22 protein-coding genes are annotated in these 16554 nt (G+C 38.2%); 5 read left to right on the top strand and 17 right to left on the bottom strand.

Features of this window, described 5'->3' with window-relative positions:
• Window position 1 precedes the first annotated feature (1 nt).
• The 15 genes from MKX80_RS01300 to MKX80_RS01230 form a co-directional block, all read right to left on the bottom strand.
• Window positions 2-2230: a hypothetical protein gene (locus MKX80_RS01300; RefSeq protein WP_339227781.1), complete on the bottom strand. Its 2229-nt coding sequence runs from the start codon at window positions 2228-2230 to the stop codon at window positions 2-4.
• A gap of 10 nt (window positions 2231-2240) precedes the next feature.
• A complete protein-coding gene (locus MKX80_RS01295; protein WP_339228526.1) occupies window positions 2241-2567 on the bottom strand; it encodes a DUF1874 domain-containing protein in 327 nt (108 codons plus the stop codon).
• Between the two features lie 320 nt (window positions 2568-2887).
• A complete protein-coding gene (locus MKX80_RS01290) occupies window positions 2888-5383 on the bottom strand; it encodes an ATP-binding protein (RefSeq protein WP_339227779.1) in 2496 nt (831 codons plus the stop codon).
• Window positions 5271-5795: a conjugal transfer protein gene (locus tag MKX80_RS01285; protein WP_095646281.1), complete on the bottom strand. Its 525-nt coding sequence runs from the start codon at window positions 5793-5795 to the stop codon at window positions 5271-5273. The genes MKX80_RS01290 and MKX80_RS01285 overlap by 113 nt, the downstream gene beginning before the upstream one ends.
• Window positions 5796-5806: 11 nt before the next feature.
• Window positions 5807-6064: a hypothetical protein gene (locus MKX80_RS01280; protein ID WP_073411681.1), complete on the bottom strand. Its 258-nt coding sequence runs from the start codon at window positions 6062-6064 to the stop codon at window positions 5807-5809.
• Window positions 6065-6081: 17 nt separating this feature from the next.
• Window positions 6082-7158 carry a conjugal transfer protein gene (locus MKX80_RS01275; protein WP_339228523.1) on the bottom strand — a complete coding sequence of 359 codons (1077 nt, stop codon included), beginning with the start codon at window positions 7156-7158 and terminating at the stop codon, window positions 6082-6084.
• A gap of 7 nt (window positions 7159-7165) precedes the next feature.
• Window positions 7166-7321, bottom strand: a complete 156-nt coding sequence (locus MKX80_RS01270) for a hypothetical protein (protein ID WP_164943111.1) — start codon at window positions 7319-7321, stop codon at window positions 7166-7168.
• Window positions 7318-7641 (bottom strand): hypothetical protein, encoded by a 324-nt coding sequence (locus MKX80_RS01265; protein WP_105980650.1) that lies wholly within the window; start codon window positions 7639-7641, stop codon window positions 7318-7320. Before MKX80_RS01265 ends, MKX80_RS01270 begins: the two co-directional genes overlap by 4 nt.
• Window positions 7642-7651: 10 nt before the next feature.
• On the bottom strand, window positions 7652-7933 hold the full coding sequence (locus MKX80_RS01260; protein WP_158700700.1) for a hypothetical protein: 282 nt from the start codon (window positions 7931-7933) through the stop codon (window positions 7652-7654).
• A 275-nt stretch (window positions 7934-8208) separates the two neighbouring features.
• A complete protein-coding gene (locus tag MKX80_RS01255) occupies window positions 8209-9267 on the bottom strand; it encodes a replication initiation factor domain-containing protein (RefSeq protein WP_268414263.1) in 1059 nt (352 codons plus the stop codon).
• Window positions 9260-10702, bottom strand: coding sequence for a DUF87 domain-containing protein (locus MKX80_RS01250; RefSeq protein ID WP_326094500.1), 1443 nt, complete (start codon window positions 10700-10702; stop codon window positions 9260-9262). Before MKX80_RS01250 ends, MKX80_RS01255 begins: the two co-directional genes overlap by 8 nt.
• 27 nt (window positions 10703-10729) lie before the next feature.
• Window positions 10730-11116 carry a DUF961 family protein gene (locus MKX80_RS01245; protein ID WP_326094502.1) on the bottom strand — a complete coding sequence of 129 codons (387 nt, stop codon included), beginning with the start codon at window positions 11114-11116 and terminating at the stop codon, window positions 10730-10732.
• Window positions 11117-11470: 354 nt separating this feature from the next.
• Window positions 11471-11758, bottom strand: coding sequence for a hypothetical protein (locus tag MKX80_RS01240; protein WP_076792973.1), 288 nt, complete (start codon window positions 11756-11758; stop codon window positions 11471-11473).
• Between the two features lie 57 nt (window positions 11759-11815).
• Window positions 11816-12028, bottom strand: a complete 213-nt coding sequence (locus tag MKX80_RS01235) for a hypothetical protein (protein WP_268351021.1) — start codon at window positions 12026-12028, stop codon at window positions 11816-11818.
• A 30-nt stretch (window positions 12029-12058) separates the two neighbouring features.
• Window positions 12059-12253, bottom strand: a complete 195-nt coding sequence (locus tag MKX80_RS01230; protein ID WP_076792967.1) for an ICEBs1 excisionase — start codon at window positions 12251-12253, stop codon at window positions 12059-12061.
• 287 nt (window positions 12254-12540) lie between these two features.
• Between MKX80_RS01230 and MKX80_RS01225 the strand changes: the two genes are divergently transcribed.
• From MKX80_RS01225 to MKX80_RS01205, 5 genes are all read left to right on the top strand, one after another.
• Window positions 12541-12915 (top strand): helix-turn-helix transcriptional regulator, encoded by a 375-nt coding sequence (locus MKX80_RS01225; RefSeq protein ID WP_268351011.1) that lies wholly within the window; start codon window positions 12541-12543, stop codon window positions 12913-12915.
• Window positions 12916-12952: 37 nt separating this feature from the next.
• A complete protein-coding gene (locus MKX80_RS01220; RefSeq protein ID WP_105980646.1) occupies window positions 12953-13474 on the top strand; it encodes an ImmA/IrrE family metallo-endopeptidase in 522 nt (173 codons plus the stop codon).
• 84 nt (window positions 13475-13558) lie between these two features.
• Window positions 13559-13720, top strand: coding sequence for a DUF255 domain-containing protein (locus tag MKX80_RS01215; RefSeq protein WP_165425878.1), 162 nt, complete (start codon window positions 13559-13561; stop codon window positions 13718-13720).
• A gap of 38 nt (window positions 13721-13758) precedes the next feature.
• A complete protein-coding gene (locus MKX80_RS01210; RefSeq protein ID WP_339227769.1) occupies window positions 13759-15636 on the top strand; it encodes a thioredoxin domain-containing protein in 1878 nt (625 codons plus the stop codon).
• A 58-nt stretch (window positions 15637-15694) separates the two neighbouring features.
• Window positions 15695-15961, top strand: coding sequence for a hypothetical protein (locus MKX80_RS01205; protein WP_075753565.1), 267 nt, complete (start codon window positions 15695-15697; stop codon window positions 15959-15961).
• 119 nt (window positions 15962-16080) lie between these two features.
• Here MKX80_RS01205 and MKX80_RS01200 read toward each other — a convergent pair whose 3' ends face one another.
• Entirely contained in the window at window positions 16081-16272 is a 192-nt protein-coding gene (locus MKX80_RS01200) for a YbxH family protein (protein WP_003178500.1), read from the bottom strand.
• A gap of 16 nt (window positions 16273-16288) precedes the next feature.
• Window positions 16289-16537, bottom strand: a complete 249-nt coding sequence (locus MKX80_RS01195; RefSeq protein ID WP_003178498.1) for a hypothetical protein — start codon at window positions 16535-16537, stop codon at window positions 16289-16291.
• Between the last annotated feature and the right edge of the window lie 17 nt (window positions 16538-16554).

Below are 16554 nucleotides of genomic sequence, written 5' to 3'. Positions count from 1 at the left end.
ATCATGATCTTTTATCGCTTCTTAACCTATTCTCTGCTTTAGAAGAAGTTCGGCTAGCAATATCGTTTAAGGCAACTGTTTGATCACTTCTTTTAAAGCCTGAATCCTTTGGAGCAACTTTTTTTACAGCTGCTTCCCTATTTACGTGCGTCTCACTGGAAGGATTATTTTGTTTTTCCCCACTAAAAAAATTGCCTGTTTGAACACTAGAAGAAGGTGTGTTCGAACGGACAATTTTCACGTCATTACTATTAACATTTTCTTTATTCAACGTACGAGTGTTTTCAAAATTTGTTGGTTGATTAATACCCTTTTCCTCTTGTATTTCAGCAAATTGACTCTGTTTTGTTCTTTCAGTTTCTCTTATGTTTTCCTGCACTATCGGTGCTTTTCTAGAGTTATCACCTTTTTGTTCCTGCTGAATATCAACGGTAGAATTATATTTATTTTGAGAATCGTTAAGCCGATTTCTTTTCACAAAATCTTTTTGATCCGTCCGCTCAGCTTCATTTTCAGTATTCCTTATTACTGGCGCACGCTTAAATTGTTCCTCTTCTTTTCGAAGTCCAACATTATCAGAACCATTATTTTGCTCAGGCACTATTCTTCTTTCATTGTCCTGTTTCTTCAAGGGATTATTATGCTGTTCACTCTTCATTGAATGTTGAGGTTTTCTATCCAAAGCCTTCTTATTATCAAGAAGGTTAGTATTTTGGTCCTTTTGTGGAGTTCTTTCAACTGATAAACTCTCTGTTCCTAAAGCTGTAGCATTATTAGATACACTAGGGTCTGATGAATGTTTTAAATCTTCAGCGGTTTTGTTATGGTCTTTACGGCCAAATGTTTTATTCCAAACATCTTTAGCTGATTCCCATGAAGGTTGAATAACATTTCTTCTCATGTTCTCCATCATATTATTATCTACGGAAACCACCTTTCCGGCAGTTACAAACTTCACAATTTTATTTCTGTGCTTAAATCCCAGAAAAAGTGTCAAGAAAAGCACTATGACATTCAGAAGATACATTCCAAAATTGTTAGGAGGCAATAAATTGTCTATGATAAAACAAATTACATACACAAACAAAAACACTATTCCTAACATTGCCTTTAATATATAAACGCTGCCCAAACGCCCCAACGAAACAAATCCAGAGTATGCGAATTGTGGAATATAAGCAACAACAAAGGCAAATGGAACAAAAAACACAATCACAAGCGCAATGATTTGAAGCAAAAAGTTTAGAAAAGACAATCCCAGAAAAGGAATTCCTAATGCAATTGAAGCAAACAGCCCAATTATTGATTCACCAAACTGATTATACGCATTGCCAGATGTAAGAGCTTCATTATTATATTTATCTATTTCTGTACTTTTTATATATTCAAGCCTTGCCTTTTCCCCATCAGAAGACAATTTATAAGATAGTAGTTTATCTACACGATTCATCCCACCCTTATCATCGCTGCCTTTTTCATTAATCTTCTTTTCGTTCGCTTCACCAAAATTGACAATCATATAGGGCTTTTTCAAAGCAAGATCAAAATACAAATTACGCATAACCGCAATTGTACCTTCCATTTCCTTTCCCTTTTCAATGTTTGAAGCTTCTACAAATCTTCCTTCATCTTTTGCAATTCCTAGTAGTCCATTACCAGCATTCAATAACTTCCCTTGGGCTTCGACAGACAAAGCGTTCAACGCCTTCATGACATAGCCAGCGTTAGACATATACCAACCGCCAATGATCAAGATCACAAGAAAAAGGATAATTCTTCTCATGGCTTCTTTAGCGCTTCCTCTTACTGCAAACAGATAAAATATATAACCTACGGCGAATATAAAAAGCGCTTCTCCAAAGTTATCTTTCAAGGTTGTATAAACCCTTTTTGAAACATTTGTGATTGAGTTTGCAAATTCATCAATAGGCTGTAAATTATTCAAAATGTCCATTCCCATATCAACCACGCGCACAACATTTCCAGCAGTAGAAAATAACACGTTCGTGAATCCTATGAACGGACCTTTTAACCAGTCATCAGAATCTTCATTATTCGCTTGATAACGGGAAATCGGAAACCGTTTTATTTCCAACTCAACCCCGCCAGCTTTTTCAATTTTGGGCTGCGTCGTTACATCACCGTCAGCAGAGAAAACGGACAATGCCGTGGCAAATGTTAAAAACAGCAGGACAACAGTCGACACTATCAAAATCCTTTTTCTTTTCATGCCGTCCTCCTTAATCTAACCTTGTGATTAAATAAAATTCATATTTTGCATTTTTCAAGTCAGCTTTTTTCAACACTTTATTTTCTGGATATCGCTCTTTCAAACTGAAACAGATAGCCTTTTGATATCTCCTTTGCCTAAAACACTTTCGATTTTGTTCAATCTTGATTCCTAGCAGCTCTTGTAAAAATAGCGCTGTAGACCTGTGACCAATAAAGCTTTTATAAGAACCATTGCATGATGCCACACATTCATGAACGTCTTCCAAGGAAATTTTCTCTGCTTTGTAAATGCCCGGCCATGTCATTATCATTGAATTCAAAAAAGCAATTTCCATATTTTCATCCCCTCTATTATTTTTTCTTTTCTTCATATCCTCTTAAACCATAGAAGGCAGCACATAGAAATCCCCCGTACGCAAGTAAATAAACTCCTATTGCCCCAAGGATATAATCAGGAAAAAAACTGCTACAATCCAACAGATGAAACAAAAGAGTATACCAAATCCGACAGTTGATACGTATAAGCACTCGAGCACATCAGACATTGACATCTTTCGACAATCAATAAATTCTTGCAATCTTTTTTTAATAATAAGAAAAAGGACAATCCCTACAATTGCCCATAATAAGAACATATTTAAATCCCTCCATCCGATTACAAGTAATTTTCTTCTGCAAAAGCTACTGCTTTCTTTTCAACAGTTTTTAATGCACCTTCCCATTCCTCAAATAAACATTCAATTGAAATTTTTGACGTACGCCCATAATAATCCTTAAATAAGCATTGACCTTGGAACATAGATTCCAGCATTTTTTTATTTTCTTTCGTGACCTCCATATTCATCCACTTTAAAACTTCTTCACGTTCATTTGGTTCATCAAATGCAAAAGCAACACCAAAGTTCCCCGAATCTTCTTCACTCAAAGCATCTTTAGTTGACTGTGAAATGAAACACAGCGAATTGTTATATGATCGACCTATACGGCGCATTTGTCTATTTACTTTTTTCCCTTGCTTAGATGTCTCAAATATCCACGCCTCATCCATAAATGCTGTTGTTTGTTCATCCCTGTTCATTCCAAACAACTCGCAAAATTTTCCTAGCGCAAACATAACCGCACTTGATTTCAATTGTGAAATTGTATAATTCTCGTATTGCTCTGAATGGCCTGGTAAATCTAAATTTTCAACTTCTAAAATGGTTAATCGTTTACTTAAAGATAATGCAGGGTTTGAACCATCATGAATACACAATTTCAAAATGGAATCCTCGACGACTTCGTTTAAATAATCTCCGGCTTTTTTTACAACCAATTCCTCATGATTTTGCATTTCTCTAATGATATTGAGAGAACCAACTTGTTCCCCCCGTTGCTTTCGTTCAATGACTTCAGAGGTTGCCCGCAGAAAGGCTGTATTGACATCATCTTTCCCTTTAAAGTTATACACCTGTTCAAAGATAACTTGCACTAGTTCCTTTGCCTTCATTGGTGGCAAGAATGAAATCGGATCAAGAGCACCCCAATTCTTTTCTTTCTCATGATCTAATGTGATATAGTTATATTTTTCTAAATGCTCCACAAACAGAGGAAAATTCCCTCGGATATATTGGTCGTTCAAGACTCGCCGAACCCATTTTCGCATTTCTTTTTTTGGATCAATATAAAGTGCCTTGACACGAAGAAATGAAATATAGATAAAGAGTAATTTTGCTAGATAAGATTTTCCATTCCCTGTGTCTCCTGTGATCAATATGTGAGGAGATCGTGTCTTTGACCCCTTTATTTGTTGGTTTGCCATAAACGGATGAAATAAGATGAAATCCCGACTTGAATTAATTGCGCTTTCTAAATCAGTATGTTCTATAAATCGGTCAACCCACCCAAGAAAGAAACCAATTTTAGAACCTATATTAGAATTAATCGCAAACAGACATTCAGCTATCCCATCCTGGGTTGTTTTTTGAATCCAATTCTTATCGGTAATATCTATTTTTTCGCCGGGCAGCATCTTATAAAACAAATTAATTTGATCAGCAACCGGAAGCCTGCATGTAATTCCAGCACCCTTTAAATGCCGTCTTACAATTGTAGCTTTCCTAACGCATTCTTTTTTAGTCTTGCCATGAACAACAATAACGGCCAACCAATTCATTAAATGGACTTCTTCTTTCTTAATTTCATCTTGTAAGTGTCTAACAAGGGTTGCACTTGTAACAGTTGAAACATCACTTCTATCCCCTGTACTTTGCTGTTCAAACTGTTCTTCCTTTAGTTGTTGCTTTTTAATATTTAAAGCCGGCTTGGTTATAGACTTCGATTCAGTTTGTACTTTCATCTGTACTTCTACTGGAAAAGGGAGTGATTGAGCTTCATAAAACAAATCACTTTCCGCCATATTATGGAGAAACTCGTCAATGACTACAAAAGACACAAAACCCTCGTCTTGATCACTATGAAGATTCAAAACAGATGGATTTGTTGGGTCTATGATCGTATTTGTAATTGAATCAATTTTTCTCACTACACTTTCTTCTTTTGTTTGATGATTTAAACCACGCACAAAATGATAACGGTTAATATACACCATTTCATTTTCAGAAAGCCTTTCCCCAAGAACAGACGCTATGATATTAGCAAGGTTATCTTCCACTTCTTCATATTGTTTAAAAAAAGAAGTGGAAACGTTTTGTTCCCACCCCAACATTTTCACGACTGTATCAGTTGCCGTATTAAAAAGTGAAATTATATTGTCCTTTATTTCCATACTGATGTTTACTAAGCTATTTTTTAGCTTTACCCCAAAAATAAAATCATATTTCGTCAGTCTACCCAAACGTTGTTCTAGCAGCCTTACCGTTTCTTCATTGTAATAGCGCGCCACGTCAAGAGCATCATCCGCAATGTCAGATTCCAAATCCTTAAATCTTTTATCCAGTTCATATTCACTTGGATACATCATCATATGGAAATCCTCATAGGAAGTAATTTCTTCAAATAAATGCTGCCACTTCTTTTTATAAGCATTTACCTTTTCTTTATTCTGCATAGGAATCGAATTGCTCTTTATGCGGTAATACGCCCAAACGTCTCCCGTTCTCGTCAACAACAAATTTTTGTGTATTGCCTTCATAGGCGTTTTCAATTTCATTCGGTTTACCCACCACCTTTACAAGTTTACGGAACTCAACATTTTTTTCATTACAAAGATCAACCTTTCGGTCATTGCAATACTTCTTTTGAGGAAGCTTGATCATAAAGTAATACTTCAACAAATCCAAGAAATATAGATATATATTTTTTCCTTCCGGCTTAATTTTTGTCACAAGCATTGTTAAGAAGATCGGAATACCAAAAATCACAAAGATTGATGAATTTTCAAAAGCGTGAGGAAAAACCTTCCTCACGCCGTACCAAAATCCAAAACAGAGAGCAACAAATAAGAAATAATTGATTGCTGGTATCAACTCAACCGCAAAAGGCAGCGAATAATTTTCCGTTAGTTGCTGAATCTTTTTAGGCTCTCTCATTGCCTTACGATAGTTAAACACTAGACGCCCCATCATTCGACCTCCTAGAGTTTATCAATAAAGTTTCCGACCCAGCCTGAAAGTGTAGACCAGTGATTCACTGCCCAACCAACAGCACTTGCAACACAGCAACCAAATACAATTCCACCGACTCTCAGTTTCAATAAATGCTTAGAAGCAAGAAACGCACCGACAATAAACGCAAACTGAGTAACAACATCTTTCACCCAGCCTTGAATACCTCCAAGAGTTGGGAGCGCTCCACCTAAAATAATATCGTTATAGAAATTGAAAAATCCCATTTCAATTAATCTCCTTTCTATTGATGTTTTAATTTTTCGACATAATATTGCCCGCTGTTTTCAGTTAAACTCAAAGAAAAATTCTCGGTTATTGGTATTTCATTTTCTTTTTCTTTAAATTGGACAACACAAAAAGCTTCGAAACCATTTTTTGTCTCGAAGACTTTTACATTCTTAATTTCACCAAATTCTAGAGTATCACCCAACGCTTCCGGCTCTTTCATCATATAGACCATATCCTCTTTCTTTTCAGAAGCATATTTTCCAAAGAAGGTTTGAAGGAATTTTTCAATTGCTTCCTTCTTATCTCCGGCGTATTCATCCTTCATTACATTTTTATTCTCTAACGTTATGTCACCTCTCAACTCATAAATTTGTGTAAAATAAGGAGCAGCAGAGACAGCAAACGAATCACCATTACTTATTACGGGAATGTTCAACAATAATTGTTTTTCAGCCTTTTCATTTTCGGTGACTTTTTCCTTCACTTTCTTTTCCTTTTTTCCATCCTTCACTTTCTTTTCAACCTCTTTTTCTACGGGGAACACATTCGTATATGTTACCTTGTACTGGAAAAGGCTATATTTATCACCTTCTTTCACGTTATATAAACTATAGTCATTTAAAACCCTGTCTCCCTTTACTCCATCTAGTTGAAATCTTTCACTTTCTTCATAATTACTTTCTTTTTGTTTAACCATATATTTTTCAAGATTTTCTTTTCGTTTTTCGATAGATTCATGATCATTTTTCACGTTGACATATTCGTTAATAAAACCCGTCAAAAAGTTTTCTGCCGCAGGGACTGAAACTTCTGGTTTATCCTGTCTGGAAGGCTTAGTTGCATCCACTCGTATATCATTGACAACAGATCGAGTATTTACGGAAAGAAAAGCAGACAACAGAGTAAAAGCCAACAGTACCAGCAGACAAGACCAAACCGAAATAGCAACCATTTTCGATCTATCCCTTGGAACTTTTTTAGTTGTCTTTTCTGGTCTTTGAACACGTTTAATTTTTTGAATTACCGAACTGAAAAAGGACTCTTCTTTTTTTTCAGGCAAACTTTCTTTTTCAGGCAATTTCTTCACCATCCTTTTATTAAGCTGTGCTTTTTTTATTGCTTTCAAGTTTCATATTTTTAGTAAGCCGCATTATTGAACTTGCAATCTTTCCGTAGTTTGGTTCATTCATTTCAGCAACGATAATCTTCATTTTTTTGCCGCCAACATTACACACCTTTACTGTTTCTTTCATTTTAGACCTCGCTTTCTAGTCGTGGTTTTCTTCTGCGTCTTTTCAATTTGTTTAATATTTTCTAAGAATGACAAAAAGGATGCTACACGCGGCAACACCCTTTTTATGCTTTCATTTTCCATATAAACTTTTACGCTTGTCATACGACCGTCAGGCAGATAACGAGTTTTATAAAATGTATATCTATATTCGGAATACCCTTTTCGGGTCTCACCTTCCACAACCAACATACAATCTCTGCTTAAGCTCCTAACAAAGACTAGAGATGGCATACCCACAATAAACCCCAATTTTCTAAACCGATCGTCTACCGCAGACATCCAACCCACCTCATTTTGGAGGGCTATCATACGCCCTCAAAATTTCAAACTCAATATTAACATCCTCTGTTTCTTCATCTTCATTTTCAAGAATGAAAAAGACAGCAGATACAAAACGCTTAAGATCATCTTTAATGAAAGTATCAATTTCAAGCAAAATCCTTTGACCCTTCTCATAATAAGGGACTGTTTCCATCAGTCTTTCAATGAATCCCTCAGCCAATTGCAATAAACCGATCTTCTCCAACTCACTTTCTAAATATGCCCGATTTAACAAATTTACGTTTAACATTTAAACACCTCTTTTTAAATTTCTTGGGCTTTGCCCAAACCCACCAACGTATGCACGTTGGATTGCAAATAATCATTCCCCCCATCCCCCCGATTCTTCGGGGGGCTCCCTCGCCGGTAGGCAGGAACAAACAAAATGTTTGTTCAATGCCAAGAGGGTTTGGGTGGCGCTGAACATGTCAACTCCTTATCCTCACTTCGTTCCGGTACCGTTGACATATACGTTTAATCGCATCACCTGTTTTTAAGAGTGGTAAAATTCTATTTTAAAAGCCTTCAAACCACCATATCAGAGATATCAGCCGTAAATACTTCCAGCATCTTTTGTTGTTTATCGGATAATTCAGCTTCTAAAATCATGTCTGATAAGTCATTTCTGCCAAGGTGTTTGTCAGCTTCAAGTACCATTTTCATGGTCGGTGAACAGGAATTTTTCAGCCAATTCCTTGATTTTTGATACAAGTCTTTTTGCGGCTTCATGAAAAGATGAAGCTTCCCGACATCGCCAATAAATTCAGACCAAAAAAGGCTCGTTTTCCAATGCTCTCTTGTGACGTTCTCGTCAGCATCAACGAACCTTACATAATTATTTATAATCTGCATAGCAATAAGCGTTAAATCCTTCGTTTTCATCAAGGCTTTTACAGCAGATTGGGACCGATCGTTTTTCAAACGCAACTCATAGCGATTCCAGTCGCCTAATTCCTCTAATGGAATATCATATTTTTCAGCCTGTTCATAATTCTTTTCATAGAAGCAAAGGTAAGCGTCCGACTGTTTAGAGCCAAAATAAATTGTTGTCCCTCCAGTTTCTCCATCTGCCAAACTGAATGACCCATTGAAATCAGACTTTCGAAAGCGAGAAATACATTCGCCCTTCTGGGCTTTTTTAAGCAATTCAGGAATTGAAAAATACGTCTTCTTATCGTCAATCGCTAAATCGAGACGAGTAAACGAGCCACCATTATGCAAACAGTCTTGAAAGAAGTCGAACCATGTTTTCTTGCGGCATTTTAAAAATGATTCAAACTGACGGCATCCCTGTCCAGACAATTCAATCAAAACACCTCTGTTATCACCTGGTGCTGAATACATGACCTTGATGTAATCTAATTCGTATGTTCCAACATAGCCGTAAAAGCCGGACGATTTTTCTGCCATGAAATCTTTACTGATGTGAAGGACGTTCTCGATAATGTGGTCAACATCATGTGTTTTAAAAGATACTCGGATGTAGTCAACCATTGATATTAAAGGCTTTTCAACGGCTTCATTTTTTTCTTTTACGATTACTACCCCCCTGTTAGCGTGAGGGGGGTTTTTTAGTTCAGTCATTCGCTTCGCTCACTCCTTCACCGCTGGCCGTCTGGTCGCTTACGCTGCCGCTGGCGACTGCCGTCGCCTGCGCTCCCTCGACTCCAACCAGCGCATTTTTAATAGATGACATAAAATCATATCCTTTCGGCACAATTGGACTGTAAAACTCTAATATTGAACCTGTTCCAACATAGGCATATCCTCGACCTTTCACGTCTTTTTCCATAAATGTTTTATCAACATCACCGAACATCATCCCGTAACCAGTATCAGACATATTGCCGAGCGCAACACGAAAACTAAATTGATCTCGTATCCCGTCGGCTAGATATTTTGCATCCGGTCGCTGTGCCCCTAAAACAAGAAAATAACCAGCCTGACGCCCCAGCATAACCAATTGTTTCATGTAAGATAACGCTTCATTTCTCTCCTTCATATCCAACAAATCCATAAACGCAACGTATTCATCAAAGAATATAAAAACAGGTTTCAAGCCTAAATAGGCATAGTTTTCACCTGTCTTGTAATTAGGCATTTTCTTCATTTCATCCATTCGTTGCATCATGCCATCAACGGACTTCCTCAAACACATAAGGATACCGTTTTTCTGCGAATATACTCTCTTGGGAAGTACCTCTTCCAAGTCGGCTAAATCAGCATTTTTCGGGTCTAAGATTTTCACATCTGCCCCAAGTCCTACACACGCTTTTATGATGGTCAACATGAAATAGGTTTTTCCTCCGCCTGTGCTACCGGATATGAGCATGTGCGGCAACTTATCAAATTGCCATGAAATATGCTTCATTAACGGAAGGACTCCATTCTCAGCTATTGCATCATCAATGGAAATACGATTCTTTTTGACATCGTAAAGAAGCTTAAAGCACACAAAACCTTCTTCCATTTGCTTATCAACCAAGTCACAAAATAAGCCGTTTTCCAAATCCTTTCCTAAGTCCAGGAAGCGATTCTGAAAACGGCTCATATCCATAGCAATTCGTATATAAATGTGATTGTTTTTAACTCGGTAATACACCTTAGGAAAGTACGTGATTTTTTCCTTTGCCCCTGTATCATTTGAGAATAGCTTTTTAACCTTCACATGATCTTTTTCATAAAACTTGTTAGAGAAAATCATTCTTGCAAGCATCTGCCTGTGCTTTAACCTTTTAAAAAGTCCATTAAAAGTTAAATAGGCAACATACACACTTCCAATACCAATAGACAACGAACAAACCAAACTTTTAACGATCAAAGGTACATTCCATTCAAAGTGATTAATCACTTGAGATATATTAAAGTGAAGAAGATGATCTTTCCAAAAGAAAAACATGGATATTAAAAAAGCAGGCACAAATATTAATGTGCCTGCCAATTTAACGTTATTCCTCATAAATGGCCGAATACGTTTTCCACGATACTTCCACAATCTTTTTTCAAGAAATTTTTTCATACGGATCACCCGTTATCCTTTATAACATTACTTTTTGTCATTTGATGCAGTTGTTGACGACGTAGGTTTGGAAGCAGAAGCACCTCTTACAACAATATCCTCAGCTTCAACATACCAATTCAAATTGGCATACGTTCTCCCCGTTGTACTACTTGACGCGGCAGCACTGGCCCTAATCTTCGGATTTTTTAATTCAACATCAGCAAATGCAGGAATCTCTTTTAAATCAACATACCCGGGGATTGTTACCTCGACTTGACCACCTTGTACAGCAGAAGCCAGATTATAAACTCTTGATTCTAATTCATCTGTTCTTTCTCCGTTCACATAAGCATAACGTTCACGATTCAACCCCATAAATTTCATTTCTCCAAAAGTCATATTGATATCCGGTACGATAAAGTTTAAATTCATTTTCATTTCCCCATTCTTTTAGTTTTATTTTTTTTCATTTATAAGATCAATTTTTAAATTCGCTCCGGTTCTGATTCCATCGTGGCGCTTCTCAGTCGCTATTGGCTCATAAACCCGTCATGGCAACCTAGTAGGCTATTTATAGCCATCAAGCTGTTTACAGCTATCTCGCACGCTTGTTCTAGCCTGCTACAGTATTTGAAGTGATTACTGTTCATCACCAAATACTCACGCATGACTTTTCATCAAAAATGCCGTATAATGAAGGTGTCTAGGTCTTCATGGCGTTCTTGATGATTTAATCGTCAAGGCGCTTTCTTTGTCTATATGTAATTTTCAAAGAGCAACACTCCATTAATGAATTACCGGAACACTTGAAATATGCGAATCTCTAAAAATGATCACTCGTGGTTTTCCACCATGTAAGATTGGCCCCTCATCAATTACCGGAAACCTAAAAACTTCCTTCGGTTTTCCTTCATCGTAGAAACACCGCATAAACCAGTCATAAAATTCTTGGTATTCTTCGACTAACTTTTCATCCATAGCCCTTTGAATCACTTGCGCTAAAGCTAAAGTAACAGGTTCTCTATGGTCTTCAAATTTTTTCAAATGATAATTAAACTCTTCGATTAACGTCAAATCACCACCACCTTTATTTTTGTCGAGCCGTTATAGTGGTATAAATTCACACTATGATTAGCCCTTTAATGAAGCAATGTCTTTTCTGCCAACACCGTAATGTTTACAAATCCTTCGATAAGATACCCCCTTTCTAAGAAGAGCATTTACATTATCAAGAGATAAAGGCTTGTTAAAATAATGTTTTACAATTACAGTGTTTAAAGCCATTTTCATTCTCACTGTCCAATTACCTTCCATTTCCCTTGCTAAAGAAACTGCACTTTTCATAAACAAATGAGTATCCTTTCTATTCACCTTTCAGACCACCCCATTTCTTTGTTTCCCTTTGTACATGTACCGATCATCAAATTTGGATTTATTAACACGCCCTTTTAAAGTCTTATAACCTTCCTCCTCCATTTCTTCATTCAAGCCGCGGATAATCTTATAAGCTTTCGCTCGTGAAACACCCAGAATAATTTGTACATCACCCACGGTATAGAACTCCTTCATATAATCCTCCTTTCTTTGAAAAATGCTCAACACTTTGTGGTTATCTTTATTATAACTCCACGATTCGGAGATGTAAACAAAAAAATGAACATTTCGGAGACTTTTTTTATAAAAAATGCAAAAATAAACTGTCCATAGAAAATTTCAGAACAATATTAACCCACCCAATTCGGAGAGTCAATGAGTATTTGTACACTTTTCGTTCTTTTCTTTTCATATATGAGAAAAAGCCAGCAATTGCTGATATTATATAAGTAACTCAACTTTTTGTGGAATGGATGATTAAAATGACACTAGGAGAAAGATTAAAAAAAGCTCGAATTAGAACCGGATTGAATCAAAAAGAAGCAGCAGAAAAAGTTAACTCCACTGAAAAAACAATTTCTAATTATGAAAGAAATTACAGAACGCCTGATCCAGAAACATTAAGAAAGTTAAGCGAAGTTTATGATGTGTCAACTGATTATTTATTAGGCCGTAAACCATATACACCTTCAAAATTAGATGAGACTGTAAATGAGGCACTAGAGGAATTAAGAAACGAAGAAACTTTATTATTTATGAAAAATGATGAGGATATTGATGAAGAAACTGCTCGATTAATCAAACAAGCATTAATTAATGGCATAAAATATGTGGATGCAATGAAAAAGAAAGAGTAGTTCATATCCATATATCAAATAACACCATATAGAAAGAGTGATCCTTATCTATACCTCAAAAAACATTAAGCACAAGGCCGAAAAGGTTATCCAAGATAATGGAACAAATGACGTTTTCGAAATCTGCGAAAACCTAAAAATAATCATATTAAAAGAGAATTTAGGATGTGTTCACGGATTTCTCCAATATTACAAGGAAGAGAATGAATACATTATCCATGTGAACAAAAAGTCAAAACTCCCTCATATCATTATTGCACATGAATTAGGACACTATTTTCTCCATAAAAATTTAAACACATTCCAAATGGAAAAATGCTCCCTCGTCTTAGGAGCTAAACTTGAACACCAAGCAAACATTTTCGCCTCCGAAATTCTAATCACCGACAAAATGTTAATGGATGAAATGCCAAGAATAAAAAATTGGACATATAAACAAATAGCGTCTTTTTTCAAAGTCCCATTATTCGTTATTGAGCAGAAAATTTCTCAAATAACCCTTTTTCATCAAAATTCAACATCACTAACAGAACAAAGAAAAATAGCTAGGTTCGCCTAAAACATTCCAAGGAATTATTCGGCTATTTTTTTGGTATGCTATATAGAGTGCCAAAAAATCCATTCTAAGAAAGAAGGTGATCCCATGCCCACTAACAATAAACCCAATAGATTAATCGTTGAGAAGTCTCCGTACTTACTCCAACATGCTCACAATCCCGTGGATTGGTTCCCTTGGGGAGAAGAAGCATTTGAAAAAGCGAAACGCGAGAACAAGCCTGTTCTTGTATCTATTGGGTATAGCTAGCTTGGGTAGCTATACGCACATGTCATTGGTGCCACGTCATGGCTCATGAAAGCTTCGAAGATGAAGAAGTCGCGAAGCTTCTGAATGAGAAATTCGTTTCTATTAAAGTGGACCGCGAGGAGCGGCCTGATGTGGATTCGATTTATATGACGATCTGCCAGATGATGACGGGGCAGGGCGGCTGGCCGCTGAATGTGTTTTTAACGCCTGATCAGAAGCCGTTTTATGCGGGTACATATTTTCCGAAGACGAGCCGTTTTAACCGTCCGGGGTTTGTTGAGGTGGTGAAGCAGCTTTCCGATACCTTCGCGAAAAACCGGGAACATGTTGAAGATATTGCTGAAAAAGCGGCCAACAACCTGAGAATCAAAGCGAAAAGCGATGCCGGCGATTCGCTTGGCGAAGACATGTTGAGGCGGACGTATCAGCAGCTGATCAACAGCTTTGATGCGGCGTACGGCGGTTTCGGCAGCGCGCCGAAGTTTCCGATCCCCCATATGCTGGCATTTCTGCTTCGCTATCATCAATACAGCGGCGAAGAGAACGCGCTGTACAGCGTGACGAGAACGTTGGACAGCATGGCGAATGGCGGTATTTACGACCATATCGGCTACGGGTTCGCCCGCTATTCGACAGACAACGAATGGCTCGTTCCCCACTTTGAAAAAATGCTTTACGATAATGCTTTATTGCTGATCGCATATACTGAAGCCTATCAAATCACGAAAAACGACCGTTATAAACAGATTTCAGAGCAGATCATCACATTTGTCCGCCGCGAAATGACCGATGACAAAGGCGCTTTTTATTCAGCGCTTGATGCCGACACGGAAGGCGTAGAAGGCAAATATTATGTGTGGTCAAAAGACGAAGTCCTTGAAACGCTTGGAGATGAACTCGGCGAATTGTATTGCGCCGTTTACAACATCACGCAAGAAGGAAATTTTGAAGGCCACAATATCCCAAACTTGATCTACACCAGGCTGGAAGACATCAAGGATGAATTCGCGCTAACAGATGAAGAGCTTCAGAACAAGCTTGAAGAAGCGAGAATAAAACTTTTTGAAAAGCGGCAGGAAAGAACGTATCCCCATGTCGACGATAAAGTGCTGACGTCTTGGAACGCTCTGATGATCGCGGGTCTTGCCAAAGCGGCGAAAGTCTACAATGTGCCCGAATACTTGAAGATGGCGCGGGCCGCAGTCGAGTTCATCGAGAATAAATTGATTCAAGACGGACGCGTCATGGTTCGCTACCGTGACGGCGAGGTGAAGAATAAAGGATTTATCGATGACTACGCCTTCCTGCTTTGGGCCTACATCGAATTGTATGAAGCATCACTTGATTTAACCGATTTGCGAAAAGCCAAAAAACTTGCAGCTGACATGACCGGGCTGTTTTGGGATGAAGAGCACGGCGGTTTTTATTTTACAGGAAGCGATGCCGAGGCTTTGATCGTACGGGATAAAGAAGTATACGACGGCGCCCTCCCGTCCGGAAACGGTGTCCTGGCCGTTCAGCTGTCCCGGTTGGGCAGACTGACTGGCGATTTGTCGCTCCATGATCAAGCGGCAAAAATGTTTTCTGCATTCCATGGAGATGTCTCCGCTTATCCGAGCGGCCATACAAACTTTCTCCAAGGTCTGCTGAGCCATGTCATGCCACAAAAAGAAATCGTTGTGCTCGGAAAGCGCCATGACCCGGACAGACAGAAGATCGTAAGCGCTTTGCAGCAGGCCTTCCAGCCGAACTATGCCGTCCTCGCCGCGGAATCGCCTGACGATTTCAAAGGGATTGCCGACTTCGCAGCCGAATACAAAACAGTCGATGACAAAACGACCGTCTATATTTGTGAAAACTTCGCCTGCAGACAGCCGACCACGAATATAGACGAAGCGCTCAATCAGTTGGTTTAAACGGATGCCATCATGGGAATAACATCTGCAAACACCTAATCAGAAAGGGGTTATGACCATGAAGCAAAAGAATCTGATCTCAGGTCTCGCCGTTGTTGCCGGAGTCACCGCATATATGCTTAAAGACGAAACAAACAGACAAAAACTGAAATCGTACTTGCAAAGCGTCAAAGAAAAGATCCCTTACTTTTCGGAAAAACACAACGTAGATTCATTCCCGGTTGAAAAAGCAGGCCATCCGTCTCCGCATGATATTGAAGATAACAAAATGGTATCGGAAGGATCTATGTACCCTGTTCAATACTATGATGAAAAGAAAAAATAGCGATGCATGAGCTGTCATATTTATGGCAGCTTTTCTGCTGCAGTTGTAAAAACTGTAAGCGGATGATAGATATCAAAATCCAAAAATAAAAGCCGCCCGGTCGGCAGCCTCTTCAAGCCTTATATTTTATTTTCATAACAATAATGATTGACAAGCTCTTCAATTAAATCATGCTCTGGAAACTCCCCGTGAAACTCAAATGGAATCTCTTCGACAAACCGGCCGCGCCGGTATACATGGATGGCGCCGTTTTGTCTGGTCACGCTGTATTCCGGTTCAAACGTGTATCCGTTCCGCTCTATTGCACCCATTGATCATGCCCGCCTTTCAAAACAACAGCTCATACACTTCGTTTAATTCTCTTGTTCGTTTATGATCCTGTTCATTCAGCGCATATTTCATCTCATGTTCAAGCACTTGATTCAGAAATTCCATTTCCCGCTCCTCCAAGTGCTCGACAAACTCTTCCTCATTGGCATATCGCCCGGAAACGATTTTTCTGTAAATGTTTTGTCCTATGCCGTGTTCAAGGTGATTCGACAGTGATTCACGGAGGTAGCCCAATGTTGTGTCCATGATTCAATCTCCTTTTT

The sequence above is a fragment of the Bacillus sp. FSL K6-0972 genome (assembly GCF_037976035.1).
In the GTDB taxonomy this organism is placed as follows: Bacteria; Bacillota; Bacilli; order Bacillales; family Bacillaceae; genus Bacillus; species Bacillus haynesii.
This window is presented reverse-complemented; position numbering and strand designations above follow the sequence as displayed.